11 protein-coding genes and 1 pseudogene are annotated in these 14,273 nt (G+C 60.9%); 7 read left to right on the top strand and 5 right to left on the bottom strand.

What is annotated here, in order from left to right; all coding sequences use genetic code 11:
* Positions 1 to 259: 259 nt before the first annotated feature.
* The gene (locus ACXJKO_RS12965) at positions 260 to 433 is read left to right on the top strand and encodes a hypothetical protein (protein WP_457091504.1); all 174 of its coding nucleotides are present in this window, start codon (positions 260 to 262) and stop codon (positions 431 to 433) included.
* A 78-nt stretch (positions 434 to 511) separates the two neighbouring features.
* Positions 512 to 984 (top strand): annotated as a pseudogene (locus ACXJKO_RS12960) (AAC(3)-I family aminoglycoside N-acetyltransferase).
* A 978-nt stretch (positions 985 to 1,962) separates the two neighbouring features.
* Here the strand turns inward: ACXJKO_RS12960 and ACXJKO_RS12955 are convergent.
* From ACXJKO_RS12955 to ACXJKO_RS12945, 3 genes are all read right to left on the bottom strand, one after another.
* Positions 1,963 to 2,703, bottom strand: coding sequence for a DUF72 domain-containing protein (locus ACXJKO_RS12955; protein WP_457091505.1), 741 nt, complete (start codon positions 2,701 to 2,703; stop codon positions 1,963 to 1,965).
* 80 nt (positions 2,704 to 2,783) lie between these two features.
* Positions 2,784 to 3,035 (bottom strand): hypothetical protein, encoded by a 252-nt coding sequence (locus ACXJKO_RS12950; RefSeq protein WP_457091503.1) that lies wholly within the window; start codon positions 3,033 to 3,035, stop codon positions 2,784 to 2,786.
* Positions 3,036 to 3,958: 923 nt separating this feature from the next.
* Entirely contained in the window at positions 3,959 to 5,716 is a 1,758-nt protein-coding gene (locus tag ACXJKO_RS12945; protein WP_457091502.1) for an ABC transporter ATP-binding protein/permease, read from the bottom strand.
* 319 nt (positions 5,717 to 6,035) lie between these two features.
* On the opposite strand from ACXJKO_RS12945, the gene ACXJKO_RS12940 reads away from it, so the two are divergent.
* The 3 genes from ACXJKO_RS12940 to ACXJKO_RS12930 all read left to right on the top strand — a co-directional run bounded on the left by ACXJKO_RS12940 (position 6,036) and on the right by ACXJKO_RS12930 (position 11,066).
* Positions 6,036 to 8,003 (top strand): ABC transporter ATP-binding protein, encoded by a 1,968-nt coding sequence (locus ACXJKO_RS12940; protein WP_457091501.1) that lies wholly within the window; start codon positions 6,036 to 6,038, stop codon positions 8,001 to 8,003.
* Positions 8,004 to 8,032: 29 nt separating this feature from the next.
* Positions 8,033 to 9,292: a beta-glucosidase gene (locus tag ACXJKO_RS12935; protein ID WP_457091500.1), complete on the top strand. Its 1,260-nt coding sequence runs from the start codon at positions 8,033 to 8,035 to the stop codon at positions 9,290 to 9,292.
* Positions 9,293 to 10,058: 766 nt separating this feature from the next.
* Positions 10,059 to 11,066 carry an ABC transporter substrate-binding protein gene (locus ACXJKO_RS12930; RefSeq protein ID WP_457091499.1) on the top strand — a complete coding sequence of 336 codons (1,008 nt, stop codon included), beginning with the start codon at positions 10,059 to 10,061 and terminating at the stop codon, positions 11,064 to 11,066.
* Between the two features lie 254 nt (positions 11,067 to 11,320).
* On the opposite strand, the gene ACXJKO_RS12925 is transcribed toward ACXJKO_RS12930, so the two are convergent.
* Positions 11,321 to 11,455 carry a hypothetical protein gene (locus tag ACXJKO_RS12925; RefSeq protein ID WP_457091498.1) on the bottom strand — a complete coding sequence of 45 codons (135 nt, stop codon included), beginning with the start codon at positions 11,453 to 11,455 and terminating at the stop codon, positions 11,321 to 11,323.
* Positions 11,456 to 11,537: 82 nt separating this feature from the next.
* Here ACXJKO_RS12925 and ACXJKO_RS12920 point away from each other — a divergent pair, with 82 nt between their 5' ends.
* Positions 11,538 to 12,473, top strand: coding sequence for a hypothetical protein (locus tag ACXJKO_RS12920; RefSeq protein WP_457091497.1), 936 nt, complete (start codon positions 11,538 to 11,540; stop codon positions 12,471 to 12,473).
* Between the two features lie 289 nt (positions 12,474 to 12,762).
* Positions 12,763 to 13,350 (top strand): N-acetyltransferase family protein, encoded by a 588-nt coding sequence (locus ACXJKO_RS12915; protein ID WP_457091496.1) that lies wholly within the window; start codon positions 12,763 to 12,765, stop codon positions 13,348 to 13,350.
* Positions 13,351 to 13,428: 78 nt separating this feature from the next.
* On the opposite strand, the gene ACXJKO_RS12910 is transcribed toward ACXJKO_RS12915, so the two are convergent.
* Positions 13,429 to 14,262 carry an ABC transporter substrate-binding protein gene (locus tag ACXJKO_RS12910; RefSeq protein ID WP_457091495.1) on the bottom strand — a complete coding sequence of 278 codons (834 nt, stop codon included), beginning with the start codon at positions 14,260 to 14,262 and terminating at the stop codon, positions 13,429 to 13,431.
* Positions 14,263 to 14,273: the final 11 nt, after the last annotated feature.

The following is a 14,273-nucleotide window of genomic DNA, read 5'->3' as shown; positions in this document are numbered from 1 at the left end:
GTGCTCGCCTACAACCTGAAGCGGGTTCTGGCGATCCTTGGTCCTGGACCGCTGCTGGCAGCCATCCAGTCCTGAGGGGGCATCACTTTAGACCCCAAGCTGATCACGATGGCTCGGACATCAGGGAGACTGACGTCCAGCCTTGTCGAGGAGCCAAACGGCCGCTGGCTCTCGTGCTCCAGCCGATCAGAGGACCACAGAGGTGATCTCACTCGGTCGCTATCTGCGTTTTGACACAGCCTCGGTCAGAGGAATGACCATGGCCCAGAAACCCGAACCTCTTCCCACCGATGCGCTGAAGGCCAAGACCTTCAGGAAGGCGCTCGACGGGATGGGCTCCGTTCCGCGGGACCCTTCCAGGCGACCCATTCCCGGCGAGGCAGGCAGCGCAATCCGCTCACGCGTTGGGGGAAAGCCCAAGGACCGGGACTGAGGCGGCACCTACCTTGAGCGGAGCGGGTGTCGGCTTCAAGGCGGTGTCCCAACCGCACGGCCGCGCTATAAATGACGAATGGCTTCCGCACCGATCACGCTCCGTCACCTCCTGCCGGCCGACGTCGGTCTTCTCCGCGAGCTGAACGTACTGTTCGGCGAGGCATTCGCGGATCCGGTGGCCTACGGAGCCGAGTCGCCGAGCGACGCCTACCTGGAGGGCCTGCTCGCGAGGGAACACGTCGTCGCCGTCGTGGCGCTGGCGGGCGCGGAGGTCGTGGGAGGACCCGTCGCCTATGAACTCGACAAGTTCGAGAGGATGCGGCGCGAGCTGTACATCTACGACTTGGCTGTCGGTACGGAACATCGACGCCAGGGCATTGCAACCGCCCTGATCGAGCACTTGCGCAGGATCGCCGCCCGGCGCGGTGCTTGGGTGGTCTACGTGCAGGCGACTACGGCGATGATCCGGCCGTCGCGCTGTACGGGAAGCTCGGGACGCGCGAGGAGGTGCTACACTTCGACATCCGGGTTGAACCGGAACCTCCCTAGCCGGAACAACTCAGAATGTCCTTGGAAGTAGAGATGCCGCACGGCTTGCGCGTGGTTTTTGCCGCCACGGTGAAACCAGCCCGTGGAACGGCGGTTCACCTCGCCAACATCGGTCCAAACCATCGCTGGAAGCCATCGGCAGGTGCTTGCCGAACTCGGCCGCCACAATCGCCGGCATGGTCATCATGCAGGCTTCCCTGATGCGATCCACTCCGCCAGACGACCGTGGCCGAAACCGTTCTGGGAATGCGGCAGGAAACACCCGCGTCAATTTTCTCCAGGCTTGGCGGAAACCAATGCAACCGGCGACGCATTGGACGTAGCAGTGCCAAGCGCCGAGAGATGATCAACAACACAACCGGATCCCAAATGACCGTGCGAGTCCACCATGTGCGAACGCACAGCAATGTGCCACCGCTCCCCCGCTCCGTTCAGGACCACCTCGGCCGGGAGCTGAGGGCTCACTGCTTTGAGCGCGAGGACAGGCCGAAGTACCTCGGTGACCCGGCCTTACCGCTTGAATTCGATCCATACCTTTACCGCCCCGAGCAGAAAGAGCGGGCATCCCGAATCGTGCGGATCCGTGAGCAGGGGACCTTGGCCGTGGCGGATGCCCTATCGGACCTGATCCAATAGGTGAAAACTCAGCAGGGTTCTGAATCCGGGGATTTCGCAGCGCGCGGCCACGCCAACGCGGATGAGCCTTCGAGGCCCTGGGCAAAGTCATGCCGCCAAGCGGAGACCAACTCAAAGGCTGGCCGGGACCGTCGTTTGCGCAGCGTCCCTTCAATCCAAGTATGATGGTGGCCCCGCTGCTAGGCCACTATTGATGTTCAGGCTCGTGCGGGCCCCCGACAACAGGGGCGTGGGCCGTGCGGGAGGAGGAGCCCAACACTCCATTGGTCCCTGAGCGGTCCATTGCATTGATGACGTAGGCCATCCCCAATCGCGCATGGCGGAACGGTCTGAGAGGCCCGATTACACCCGGGAACCTCGGCAGCGGGCCTGCAGCAGGCTCCTGGTCGTGAAGGCGTCGGCGGTGGCGGCGAACGCCGCCGTGTTGTCGAAGATGCACCAGGTTTCGATGCCCGCTGCGGCATCCCTGACGAGCACCTCCGCGATGGCGGCCAGAAATTCTGCGCTGTAGGCCGAGTAGTAGATCCGGGGCGATCCGTGCAGGCGGTAGTACGACAGCCCACGCCACCCGCCGGGATCGTTAGCTCCGGGAACCGGCGCCGGGTCGGCAGCCACGCGGGCAATCCGAAGCTCAGCGAGCAGGGTCTCGACCTCGGGCGTGAACCAGGTTGCATGGCGAGGCTCACACACGATGCCACCTTCGACCCGGCTCCTCAGATCAGCCAGGAAACGGTCTGCGATGCCTTGCTGGAATCTCAGGCTCGGCGGCATTTGAACTAACAGTGGATCCAGCTTGGGTCCAAGGCCGCCCACCTCCGACAGGAACCGGTCCAGCAGGTCGCCTGCGTCCTCCAGACGGCGCTCATGGGTGATGGCCTTCGGGATCTTCACGGCGAAGCGGAAATCCTCCGGCACCGACGCCGCCCAGCGTTCGTAGGTCGCGGCTCGATGCGGACGGTAGAAGGATGTGTTGATTTCCACAGCGTTGAGGACGGCGCCGTAGCGCTCCAAGTGGGAGCCAGCTACGGGGAAAGGGGCTGCATGCTCTTTCGGGATGCTCCAGGCGGCGGTGCCGATCCGGATTGAGGCGACCGCTCCGTCCGCGGATGGACGGGGACTGGGGAGGTCAAGTGTTCTGGGTCAGTAAAGGCCTGCATGCTCTCTCACTCGGCGAAGCGGATCAGGGCGCGCAGGCCCTCGATCAGGAGCTTGCGCTGGTCGCCCGGCACGGAGCCTTTGCAGGTCGCATCCACTAGCGCCTCCAGCTCCTGCCGGCTTGGGCGCCGCTCCCGGATCTCGCGGGCCCACATGGCGATTTGTGAGGCCTTGCCGGCGCAGGAGGGGCAGTCGTCGACGATCTCCCGCGCGAGGGTTATGATCTGGTCGAGGGGGCTAGTGTCAGGATCAGTGGGCATGGGAGAGCGCTGTCGCTGATCAAAAATCCGGTCGTCAGAGAATCCTGCTCTGCCAACGCGAGCAGGCTGCGGGCCGTTCCGCTCCGACCAATGTGTAAGCCCTTGTAAAAGCAGGCTTCCGATCCCATATCAGGTTTACTCCAGCGAACATCGTATGTGGACTTCGAAGCAGCGGGCGTCACCGCCTGCTTCGACGAGGCCGTGTCAGGACGGATGTACTCCGGCCCGGCCTGTTTCTGCGCTTGCCTGACGGTGCGAGCGCTCGTCTAGTACCCCATCAGCCCAGGCCCGTAGTGTGCGAGGCAGAGATGCGAAGGCATCCTGTCCGTTCGCCCCGGAGCCTGGGCTTTTGCGTTCGAACAATGCCTCCTGCTTGCAGGGTGGCCTTAGGTCAGGATGATTGCGAATGGCCGCTCCTGGCACTTCTCGGAAGAAACGCGTTGGTCCGCTTGTCGGGCGGTAAGCTGACCTTCATTGCATTCGCTGTTCGTTGCTCTTTGACCCGAAGCTGCCCTTTCCGCTGAGACGGATCATACGGCCGCTACTGCCCTTCGCCGCGTACCCTCCACTTGGTACGCGGCTGTTGCCGTACCCCACAGAAAGCCAGGAGGAGACTGCACCGAACCATCGTGCTGGACCACAAAGGCCATGGGCATCTCATCGAGCACCACCCTGACACCCAGGAGGATCCCACCCGTAGACTTTCTCTCCTGTCGCTGCCGCTTTCCTCAGTTCAGACCGTAGCCCTGCCATGCCCGCAGAAAGCTGCTGCCTTCATGCCTCGTCCAATCCACCACCGTAGACGCGTTGAATGGAGAAGGCCGTGTAGAGGAGGCGATCAGGACCGCCTTAAAATGCCGTATGATGCCATTCTCCCAGCAGGTCTTCAGGCTCAACAACGGGCAGATCACCAAGCGGATCGCTCAGGCAGCCCGCTTCAGGTCCAACGTCTCGTCATGATAATCGACCAGGGTCGAGCGGTGGCCGATGCTGACGATGGTGGGCTTCCACTCCGCGTTGCGCAGCAGCAAATACACGTTGCGTTCGGCCTCCTCATCGAGAGCGGACGTCGCTTCATCCAGGAACACCGTCTCCGGCCTGGCCAGCAGAACACGCGCAAAGGCAAGCCGCTGCTGCTCCCCACCGGATAGACGCTGGCTCCAGGGCTCGACCGTGTCCAATCGCTCGATCAGGTGCTGCAGGCCGACGCTGCGCAGGATATGACTGATCTCCGCGTCGTCGGCTCGCGCAGGAGCGGGATAGAAGATCGCCTGCCGCAAGGTTCCAAGCGGCAGGTAGGGCCGCTGAGGCAAAAAGAAGGAGGCGCCAGACGAGACTGAGACGTTGCCACGGCCATAGGGCCACAAGCCCGCAATGGCCCGCAGCACCGTGCTCTTGCCCGTGCCGGAAGGACCTCTGATCAGCAGCGCCTTGCCCTGCTCGACCGACAAATCAACGCCGCTGACGAGCGCGCGCCCGTTCGGCAGGGAGAGATGCAGATCCTGCACCCCAATTCGCCCGGCCCCAAGCATCCGGACAAAGGAGCCGTGTTCGGTCGCTCGTGCTTGATCGAGGTCGGTCCGGAACGTCTTCAGACGGCCCGTCGTCGCCCTCCAGTGCGCGATCTCTCGGTAGCTGTTGATGAAGTAGTTCAAGCATCCCTGGACGGTCGCAAAGGCCGCAGTGACCTGCATCACCTGACCGAAGGTGATCTGGCCCGCAAAGTAGCGCGGAGCTGCCAGCAGGAATGGGACGATGATGCTGAACTGGGTATAGGAATGGGTGAAGCATGCCATCGCCTGCTCACGCCGCATCATCGCCCAGAAATTCTCGACCACGCCGTGCCAACGCTCATTGAGAACGCGGCGCTCCTGGGTCTCACCGCCATAGAACGCGACCGTCTCGGCGTTTTCGCGCAGACGCACGAGACCATACCGGAATTCGCTTTCCAGGCGCTGGTTCGCGCTGTGAAGACCCGCCAGAGGGTTGCCGATCCTGTGAGTAATCCAGCTTGCCAGAAACGCGTAGCCAAAGACCGCGAACACCATATAGCCGGCCACTGACACCCCCGCGACTGTGACGGTGCCGCCCAGACCCCAGAGAATGCTTGTGAAGGCAATCAGGCTGACGGACATGTCGAGAAAGCCGACCAGGAGATTGAGCGTCTGCCCGGCAAACAGGCCGAGATCTTCCACAATCTGCTGATCGGGGTTGGCACTCGACCGGCCTTCAAGCTGGATCCGGTAATAGGCCCGGCTGGAGAGCCAGTCAGCCGTGTACTGTCGCACCAGCCAGTCGCGCCACCGCAGCTTCAGGCTCTCCGCAGCCCAATGCGACGACACGAGCGAGATTGTGTAGCTGCCGGCGATCAGCCCGAAGATGCCGATCTGCTTGAAGAAGGCTTGAATGTCGTTGGCCTGGAGGGCCGAGTGGAAGCTGTTGTACCATTCATTCTGCTGCACGCAGATATAGATCGCTGCGAGCTTGATCGCGAGCAGCAGGGCCAGCATCCCTCGAGCATACCATTTCTCCTCAGATGCCCAATAAGGCTGAGCGAGACGCCATACATCCTGAAAGAAGGCAACGGCAGTCCAGTTGGGTGCATAGGCCAGGAGCGCGCGCCAACGCGCGCGGCGGCCCTGCGCCGAAGGGTGGTTCGGCACCGCGATCGAGTTCGACATTGTTATTGATTGGCCCCGGCGCCGACGCTTCCCGGATGGGATTGCCGACGCTGTCTTGCTTGTTGTTTTTGAGAGGCCGCTGCTGTGCCGCTATTCGCGGCCGGAGGCAACGGGATTTGAACGCTTCTGCTACTTTTGGGTTGCGGTCTTCTGTCCCACCTGAGCTGGGATGACGCTTCCTAACGGCAGAGCTTGTAGACCTCTCTGCCTGAACACCTGATGAAGCCGCCGTTCATCCCCGAGGAAGCTCACCCGCTGGAGCGTCACCTTTCCCTGACGCTTGACCTGGCCTACATTCAAATCAGAGCGAATGTTGCATGTGCTCAGCAAGAGGGGGGAGACACGAACACCCCGTGTCGCTCGATCCTCTGTTAGGAGGAGCTTCCTGGACACTGAGCAGTTCGGCCAGGTCGATGCCGAGGCCACGTCCGTCTACCGCCGCGCATTGGGGTACTTTGCGGCCGACTGGGTTTGGATCGCCGCCCTCGTTGCTCTGATCGGTGTGTCGGTTTGTGTCGGTCTGCTCGAGGCATGGCCGCTGGCGGTCCTGATCGACAGCGTACTGACGGGCCAACCCAAAGGTGACCGGGTGCATAGCCTGTTCTTGTCGATCCTGCCCGCCGACAAAGTGGGGCAGGTGGTTGGTCTCGTCCTGATGGGCATGGGGCTCCACATCGTTGGCTATCTCGCCTGGTTCGGCCGGATGATGATCAATTACCGGCTGAACTACCAGGGCACCACGCGCGTGCGCCATGATCTGTTCCGAAAGCTCCAGCACCTCGGCCTGACCTATCACCGCAGCCGCCCGCAGGGAGACGCGATCTATCGCCTGACCACCGATGCCTTCGGCCCCTGGGGCATCATGGACACAGTGATTGGCACGTCAGTCGCGGCCGTGACCCTGACGGTGATGACGGCCATTCTCCTGTCGCGGAATGCCTCCCTGACCGTCGCCGCCTTCACGGTGGCTCCGTTCATGATCTGGAGCAATTGGCGCTTTGGCGTCCGGATTCACGAGCGGGCTCTCGCGTCAAAACAGGTCGACGCTGATCTGACCAGCTTCATCCAGCAGGCGATGGTGCGAATGCCACTGGCCCAAACCTATCAGCGGGAGGCTTATGAGTTCCGACGCTTTCGTGGGGCAGTCGGGCGCAGCGTTCGGGCGCTGCTGCACCTCAATGTTCAGGAGCAACTCTATCCTCTCGCCCGCGACAGCATTCTCGCCGTCGGAGGGGCCATCATCCTCGGGTACGGCGGCTATCTCGTGTACCGCGACCAGTTCGTGTCTCCGGTGGAAGGCGGGATGACGGTCGGTCTTCTGATCGTGTTCATGGATTATGTCCGGAAGCTGTGGGAGCCGCTGAAGTGGCTCACCGAGTTTGTCGTCAAGGTGAGGATCTTCGAGGCCGCGACCCGGCGGGTGTTCCGGATTCTTGATACGCCGGAGGTAATTACCGAAGATCCCCGGGCTGCAAGCCTGCCGATCGCCTCGCGGACGCTGGTGCTGGACCAGGTCGGGTTTGCCTATCGGCCCGGTCATCCGATCCTGCATGATCTCTGCGCGGAGATCCGGCCTGGCGAGATGGTGGCGTTTGTCGGACCAAGCGGCACCGGCAAGAGCACGCTTCTGGCGCTGATGCTGCGGCTTTACGATCCATCGGCAGGGGCCATGCGCCTGGATGGCGTCGATCTCCGCGCAGCACGGCTGACCGATATTCGGTCTCACATGGCGTTGGTGGCCCAGGACAGCCTCATGCTTCCCGCGGGCATCGCGGCCAACATCGCTTATGGCCGGCCGGGCGCCAGCCAATATGAAATCGAGCGAGCTGCTGAACTCGCCGGGGCGGCAGCCTTCATCGAAGACCTTCCGGAGGGCTACGAGACCATTTTGGCCGAGGGTGGGCAGAACCTCTCGGGCGGACAGCGCCAGCGGATTGCCATCGCCCGGGCGCTGTTGACGCGTGCGCCGTTTCTTATTCTGGATGAGCCGACCAGTGCCCTTGATCCGCACCATGAGCAGCTTCTCTTGAAGACGCTGCGGTCACTCAGGGGTGGACGCACAATCGTGCTCGTAACGCATCGGCTTGAGAGCGTCGTGGCCTGCGATCAGGTCTTCGTCATGAATGCCGGCGGGATCGTCGAGCGGGGTACCCATCGCGAACTTCTTGAGCGTAACGGCCACTACGCCAGAATGTGGTCTGGAGCCGCTGGTCCTCCAGATGCGAGAGTCGAGCTTGAGAACCGGCGACCGAGACATCGCTCGCGTCGCGACGGGCGAGAAGGCTAGGGGCCGAGAGCCAAACCCTGGAGCATGGAATGCAGGACCTCGACAATGAAAGGGCGGTTGAGGCCGGTGCGGTCGTTGGGGGGAACCGGGCCGCCGAGAATGAGCGGCAGCTCCATCAAGCTCTCAGAAGCTACGCGGCCGGCCTCTCGCCGCAGGCTCTCTGCAACATCCGCTCGGACCTGTTTGCCAGCTTTCTGATCGGTGGATTTGAGTGCTCAACCCATCGACACCAACATGGACGGCGGCTCGATCTGATCGCCGCCACAGGTCATGATAAACATGCCGAGGCCGATTACAGAATGCTGGCGGAGCACGGAATCCGCACCGTGCGCGATGGCTTCCGCTGGCATCTGATTGAGAGCACACCCGGTCACTACGACTGGTCAAGCTTTCTGCCCCAGCTTCGGGCGGCCCGCGACACGGGAACCCATGTCATATGGGACATCTGCCATTGGGGCTGGCCGGACGGCCTCGACATCTGGTCCCCTGCCTTCGTCGACCGCCTCGCACGCTTTGCGCGCGCCGCCGCGCAAGTCGTCCGCGACGAGACCGACGGAGTGCCCATCTATGTGCCAGTGAACGAGATCTCATTCTGGTCCTGGGCGGGTGGGAGCCTCGCATATATCAACCCGCTTGCGTCTGGGCGCGGCAACGAGCTCAAGGCAATCCTCGTGCGAGCAGCAATCGCGGCCATTGAGGCGGTGCGCGAGGTTGAGCCGCGCGCGCGCATTGTCCACGCGGAGCCTGCTATCCATGTCGTTCCGCGCTCCGATCACCCGCAGGACGTCCGAGCGGCCCAGCATTACACCCTGGCGCAGTTCGAGGCGCTGGACTTCCTGTCAGGGCGCCACCGTCCTGAGCTGGGCGGCCGACCTGACTATGTCGATATTGTCGGTGTGAACTATTACCTTCACAATCAGTGGATCGATGGCGACCTGCCGATTGGGGTGGATCACCCGCAGTATCGTTCCTTCTCTTACCTCCTGCGCGACATCTACGAGCGCTACAGGCGCCCGCTGTTTGTCGCCGAGACTGGGATCGAGGGTGACCTGCGCCCGGCGTGGCTCCGCATCATCGCTCATGAGGTCATCGCGGCACGGAAGGCAGGTGTCCCGGTCGACGGGATCTGTCTTTACCCTATCCTGGACTATCCTGGCTGGAACGATGACCGCCATTGCCATACCGGCCTCTTCGGCTATCCCGATGGGGAGGGTATCCGTTCCCTTTGTCAGGCATTGGCCGAAGAACTGGCGTGGTCTGGCATCGAGAGGGAGCCTTTACCTGATTGAACGGACCTCCTCGCTGATGCCGCGAGCTCGGGTCCTCATTGTCCTTAAGCGCGCGGCCGAGGAAAGGGTCGCGGGATTGGCGTCTGACCTGGAACTGATTTTGGCACTTCGCTCGAAGGTGCGGGCGGGACGTGCAATGGCTTCTTCGTCCCGGGCTGTTCAGAAGGCATCGGATCGGATCCCGAAGGATCAGGTCGAGGCCCTGGGGAGCATGACATGCTGAGCATGAGAACACTCCGTGTAAGAAGCGGAGCAGGCCCTTCATTCAAAAGAGCCACAAACGAACCGCGCCGGAACAGAGAGTACTCCTACTAAGAAGTCGCAACAAGGGATGTCGTTGGCCATGGGGAACAGATATGAGGGTTCAAGCCAAGCAATCCGTTGCGATATTCATAATCTCACTGGATGCATTTCAAGAAAGTCCCTTTTGCGGCCTCTCTCAGAAACTGTTGCTTTGGCTCCTGCATACGAAGGTCTGGAAATGGCGCTTCCAGGACGTACGCCGCATGTCTGCTTCAGGATGGAATGCGGTCATTCATCTTGGCGTACGTTGCCTGCAACACAGCTTGATCCGAGCCGATCGCTTCCCAAGAGCAGGCGCAGACTGAGTCCAGCTTGTGTACGCATCGAGCGGATACTTCTTGTCAAAATGTTTGTTAAGCGAAACTCGGGGTTTCCCCGCACCCCATGCGGCGAAAGGCATTTAGCTGTATGCTTGGGCCTGAGGTGAACGACAGACGACGCGCTGCCGAGTCGAGGTAAGGCAATGCAACGACGTTACTTCATCACGCTGGTCGGTGGCGCGACGATCGCATGGGCGCGGGCAACACGTGCGCAGCCAGCAACGAAGATGCCTCGCATCGCCTTCCTGTCCCCTGGCCGCTCCGAACTCTCCGACCCAATTTTCGGCATGCTCAACGCCTTCCTGCAAAGACTGCATGATCTTGGTTATACCGAGGGACAGAACCTCGCTATCGAGCGACAATATGCCGATGGGAGGTCAGATCGGCTCCTTGGGTTGGCCGCTGAATTGATCAGTCGTAAGCCGGATATTCTAGTTGCGTTCAGTACGACAGCAGCGCTCCCGGCCCGGCACGCAACGGGCACAATCCCCATCGTTGTGGTTGGCATGGCCGATCCAGTCGCCGACGGGCTGATCGCCAGCCTTGCGCAACCAGGCGGGAACGTGACCGGGACAACCTTTCTGGGCCCGGAGGTGGYGGCCAAACGCCTCCAGTTGCTCCGTGAGGTCGTTCCTGGCCTCTCCCGTGTTGCGGTCCTTTGGCATCCCAATGCCTACGGCGAACGTACGATGGCAGGCCTGCTGAATGAGATGGGGGATGCGGCCCGGACTTTGGGATTACAGCTTCAACTCGTGCCGGCGTTTGGCCCGGAGGACATTGTCAGCGCGTTTGCCGCGATGGCCCGAGAGAGCGCCAGCGCTCTCATTGTCATGCCCAGCCCTATGCTGTTTGGCGAATACAAGCGCATCGTCAGTCTTGCGGCGAACAGCAGACTGCCGTCCATGGGCGCAGCCAGGRAATTCGCGGATCTTGGAGGGCTGATGTCCTACGGGGTAAACCAGGTCAACTTGGCCCGACAGACGGCCACGTATGTGGACAAAATCCTGAAAGGAGCTAAGCCGGCAGAGTTGCCCGTCGAGCAGCCGATTAAGTTCGAGCTTGTGATCAATCTAAAGACAGCGAGAGAGTTGGGGGCGGCGATTAGCCGAGAGATTGAGTCTCTGCTGGTTGCCGATGACGTGGTTGAATGAAGATTGCTGTCTTCTCGTTCTCGGCGTGGCCCGTGCCATAAACGGACTGACCCGAAATTCTCGCCGTAAGCCATTGACGGGTATAGCACGCAACGGACTCAGGCTCGGAAGGTCTCAAAATGGCACACCTGGGACGCTAGCCCGAGGGCAGCAATCCTCACCAATCCGGACATTCCGAAAAGACGCCAAACTTCACTGCCTGAACCCAAGCGGTCCTTCCGTGGACTGCGGGCGCGGCCTCTCCAGCCCTGATTTCAGGGTTTTACCCGATACTCAACGTCAGGCAGCGGGATAGATGTCGCACTGGCATTCAGTTCCTGCGTCTCGGCCCTGTCCTTGCCGGGCACCGCAGCATTGGCCCAGCCGGCGAAGCCCAATGTTGTGTACATTCTCGCCGACAACCTCTGCTACGGCGGTGGCAAGCGTCGCTAGATCGATAGTTGGCACGGTGAGTTCCTCAGGAAGGGCCCAATGCTTTTCGTTACGCTTCACGGAGGCAAGCCCCAAACAGATCCACACAAGAACAACGTGCATGCCCACGACAAGGACGGGAAGAGGATCACTCCCAGTGTGCTGCGGGACAGCGGAGCAATCTTGCTGGATGAACTTCGCGGCATCTATTTGGTCGGCAAGTACCTCTACGTGGTAAATAGCAATAGACAGGAAAACAGCGTGCTTTGCTACAAAGGGGCGGGGGCTCGGTACAAACTCGTCAGCACGTTTGTTTCGAAGCAAAGCTGCAAAGGGATAGAGCATCCCTTCGATATAGCGTTTGACGACGCGGGCTACTGCTACGTCTCAAGCCAGGATACCAACATCGTCACTCGCCTGATTATCTCCGCTGACGGCACGAGCGCGACGCCGGCTCCGCAAGCTCCAGCGCTGCCCGCAAGTGGCACGTTCTACCCTGGCACTTTTGTCGCTTCCAGCGTGGACAACCTGGGTTCAACGACTACGCCGATGAAGACGCCGGCTGGGCTGGAATACTTCGATTCGGGTAAGAACAAGCATTCTGTTCGGGGAGTGGTATGGGCGAACAACGCACTCTATGTTGCCGACGAGCCCGCCGGCAGAGTGAAAGCCTATGACAAGAACGGGCAATTTATGGGCCAGAGCAACGGCATAAAATCGCCCGTCCACATGACCGTGCGGAAGGGCAATTTGTACGTGAGCGCCGGCAACGATGTGCTTACCGCGAAACTGCCCAGTTCCCCGGGTGATTTCACGCTCTCGCCAATTGAAGGAGTGAAGGTGAAGAAAGCGTGCGGAATGGCGTTCACGAAATCGGGGCACTTTTATATCGCGAGCCGCAGCGAGAAAATCATCCTGAAGTTCGACTCCGATTTTAAGCCGATGAAGTTCGCGTGCAAGTTGGCGGACAATCCGGAATTCCTGCTGCACGTTTAGCAGCGACACAGCTTCATGCTGTCAGATCTCTCTCTGAGGGTGCCTGGGCATGCCACGTTAACCGCTGTCAGGCGCAATGAAACTTGGCTGGCGGCATCATTGTTCAAGCGGCAATACCCGCCGCGGCTTTCCATCCCGCCATGGCAGAATGAGCCAAGCAATGCCAGCTCCTACGATAGGCAAAAGTCAGCTCATGGCACGAGGCGGACGAAAGCTGAACTTCCGTAGTCGTAGGGTAAGCTGACGTAGAAGGCCACGCTCAACGGCTCAGATTGACCCATAGGAGACGTTGGAGCAGTACAACTGCCATGAAGTAACAAGGTATAAAATGACCATCACGATCCGTTTGGCACAGAAGGCCGATGCTCTGCCGATTGCGCGGCTGCATTTTCATACGTGGCGGGAGACCTATCGCGGTCTTGCTCCGCAAACTGCATACGACGCGGTGACGGAGGAGGTCAGGCTGGCCCGTTGGCAGAGTATGCTTTCAAACGCCGAAAGCGAGCGGATCGTTATGGTTGCCGAGGCGGAGAGGCAACTGGCAGGTTTCGGTGCAGCCGGACCAGCCTCCGACGACATCTTTCAGGGCCGAGCCGAGGTCAAATTTCTCTATGTGGCAGCTGCCTTCAACCGCATAGGCATTGGCCGCAATCTGCTGCTTCACCTTGCGCGCTACATGATGGAGGCCGGCTACAACGGCGTGGGACTTGGTGTGGTTGTCGGGAACGATCCGGCCATCGCGTTCTACGAACGAATGGGAGGAGAAAGAGCCGGGAGCTATACCGATCCGGGTCCTGTATGGCGCTCCCAGAACTATCTGTATGTCTGGGATGATCTGCCGGCGCTCATGGCCCAGGAGCGGAAGAGCAATCATTGAATGCGCAGCGATGTTCGCTGGCGTGAACCAAACATGAGAAAAAGGCTCACGCAGTGATGCGTGAGCCCATGTCCAGATTTAGTCCGTGCCTTGATTGATGCCGATGGGCGTCAGCTTGTTGGCCTGGAGACCATATTTCTTGACGATCTCGTCATAGACGCCTTTCTGCTGAAGGCGCTCAAGACCTTCCTTGATCGCGTCGCGCAACTGAATTTCGGTCTTGAGGACGGGAATGCCGGAAAGGGAAACGGTGAAGGCCTCGCCGATGAGCGTATAGCTGTTGGGTTCCTGCGACTGGAAGTACGGCAGGGTCTCGTTGCCCTGGACGGCAGCATCGAGGCGCTGCGTCTTCAGCTGCGTGCGGGCATCAGCCGATCCCTCGGTGCCGATGGCCTCAATGGCCGGCTTTCCCTTCGCCACGCAGTTGGCCTGGCTCCATTCGCCGATCTGGCGGGGCCAGTTGGTCGAGCGGCTCGCGCCGACTTTCTTGCCGCACAGGTCCTCAGACGCCTTGATGGTCGCCGCCATAGCGGGTGAGGTGTAGAACTGCGCGCCGGATTTCATGTAGTCGACGAAATCGACAATCTCGCGGCGGGCCGGAAGATCGCTCATGCCGGCGAGCGCGATGTCGACACGTCCGGTCTGAAGCGACGGGATCATCTGAGCGAAGGCGATTTCCTGCCATTCGATTCCAACGCCGAGTTCCTTCGCGAGAGCCTCGCCCAGATCAATGTCAAAGCCCGTGAGCTTGTTCGTAGCCGGATCCTTGAAAGTGATGGGCGCGTAATTCGGCATCGTCGCGACGACGATCTTGCCAGCCTTCTTGATGCGATCCGGTAGTTCCGCTGCGTGGGACGGGGCTGCAAAGCCCAGAGCGATCACGCTCGCGAGCAGACCTGCTGTCAGTTTCATTGTCGTCTGTC

It is taken from the genome of Microvirga sp. P5_D2 (genome assembly GCF_054049475.1).
Note: the sequence above shows the minus strand (reverse complement) of the source record. Positions and strands in the feature narration are given on the sequence as shown.